2 protein-coding genes are annotated in these 2,088 nt (G+C 61.2%); both read left to right on the top strand.

Features of this window, described 5'->3' with window-relative positions:
• The coding region (gene coxB, locus ACIP66_RS28615) for a cytochrome c oxidase subunit II (protein ID WP_400652649.1) at positions 1 to 946 on the top strand (946 nt) is incomplete at its 5' end.
• An 82-nt stretch (positions 947 to 1,028) separates the two neighbouring features.
• Positions 1,029 to 2,088, top strand: a 1,060-nt coding sequence (locus ACIP66_RS28610; RefSeq protein WP_400652646.1) for a cbb3-type cytochrome c oxidase subunit I, incomplete at its 3' end; no start/stop codon positions are given.

Here is a 2,088-nt window from a genome sequence, read left to right as displayed (position 1 = left end):
GTACTGGTCGATGATGGTGCACCGCCGTTCTACCGGGCAGGTCGCCGCAACATTCCACGAAAGCTCCACCGTCGAAATTCACTGGACCGTCGTGCCGTTCCTGATTCTGGTAGCGATGGCCGTGCCGGCGACCGCCACCCTGATCAAGATGTACGACACCAGTGAGCCGGATATCGATATCCAGATCACCGGTTATCAGTGGAAGTGGCACTACAAATACCTGGGTCAGGACGTCGAGTTCTTCAGCAACCTGGCCACCCCCGCCGAGCAAATCCACAACAAGGAAGCCAAGGGCGAGCACTATTTGCTCGAGGTCGATAAGCCGTTGGTGCTGCCGACCGGGGCCAAGGTGCGCTTCCTCGTGACCTCCGCCGACGTTATCCACTCGTGGTGGGTGCCGGCCTTCGCGGTCAAACGCGATGCGATCCCGGGGTTCGTCAACGAAGCGTGGACGCGCATCGACAAGCCCGGCATCTACCGTGGCCAGTGCGCCGAACTGTGCGGCAAGGATCACGGCTTCATGCCGATCGTGGTCGAGGTCAAGGACAAGGCTGACTACGACAAGTGGCTCGCCGAGCGCAAAGCCGAAGCCGCGCAGCTCAAAGAGCTGACCAGCAAGGAGTGGACGCTCGACGAACTTAAAGAGCGCGGCGACAAGATTTATCACACCACCTGCGTCGCCTGTCACCAGGCCGAAGGCCAGGGCCTGCCGCCAATGTTCCCGGCGCTCAAGGGCTCGAAAATCGCCACCGGCCCGAAAGAAGGCCACTTGAGCATTGTCTTCCACGGCAAGCCCGGTACCGCCATGGCGGCGTTCGGCAAGCAGCTGTCGGAAGTCGATATCGCAGCGGTCGTGACCTACGAACGTAACGCCTGGGGCAACAACAAGGGCGACATGGTCACGCCAAAAGAAGTGCTGGAGCTGAAACAGGCGGAAAGCAAATGAGCCGGTCTATCGCGTACTTCGTGAACCGGTCGGGGCAGTGCGCCCCGGCCCGCCCCGCCCACTCACGTAAAGGAGACCGGCCATGAGCGCTGTCATCGATGACCATGGTCATGCCGACCACGCCCACGGCCCCGCCAAAGGCCTGATGCGCTGGGTGCTGACCACCAACCACAAGGACATCGGCACGCTGTACCTGTGGTTTGCGTTCTGCATGTTCCTGCTCGGCGGTACGTTCGCGATGGTGATTCGCGCCGAACTGTTCCAGCCGGGGCTGCAAATCGTCGAGCCGGCGTTCTTCAACCAGATGACCACCATGCACGGTCTGGTGATGGTCTTCGGTGCGGTGATGCCGGCCTTCGTCGGTCTCGCCAACTGGATGATCCCGTTGATGATCGGCGCGCCGGACATGGCCCTGCCCCGGATGAACAACTTCAGCTTCTGGCTGTTGCCGGCGGCGTTCCTGATCCTGGTATCGACCCTGTTCACCCCCGGTGGCGGGCCGAACTTCGGCTGGACGTTCTACGCGCCGCTGTCGACGACCTACGCACCGGAAAGCGTGACCTTCTTCATCTTCGCCATCCACTTGATGGGGATCAGTTCGATCATGGGCGCGATCAACGTGATCGCGACCATTCTCAACCTGCGCGCCCCCGGCATGACGCTGATGAAAATGCCGCTGTTCGTCTGGACCTGGCTGATCACCGCATTCCTGCTGATCGCGGTGATGCCGGTGCTGGCCGGGTGCGTAACGATGATGCTGATGGACATTCACTTCGGCACCAGTTTCTTCAGCGCTGCCGGTGGCGGTGACCCGGTGTTGTTCCAGCATGTGTTCTGGTTCTTCGGGCATCCCGAGGTGTACATCATGATCCTGCCGGCCTTCGGCGCCGTCAGCTCGATCATTCCGACCTTCTCGCGCAAGCCGCTGTTTGGCTACACCTCGATGGTTTATGCGACGGCGAGCATCGCGTTCCTGTCGTTCATCGTCTGGGCGCACCACATGTTCGTGGTCGGCATTCCGTTGGTGGGCGAGTTGTTCTTCATGTACGCGACGCTGCTGATCGCGGTGCCGACCGGGGTGAAGGTGTTCAACTGGGCCAGCACCATGTGGCAAGGCTCGCTTACCTTCGAGACGCCGATGC

The organism is Pseudomonas sp. NPDC088429, from assembly GCF_044753305.1.
Lineage (GTDB): Bacteria > Pseudomonadota > Gammaproteobacteria > Pseudomonadales > Pseudomonadaceae > Aquipseudomonas > Aquipseudomonas rustica.
The sequence above is the reverse complement of the archived record's forward strand: the minus strand, read 5'-3'. Positions and strand labels throughout refer to the sequence as shown.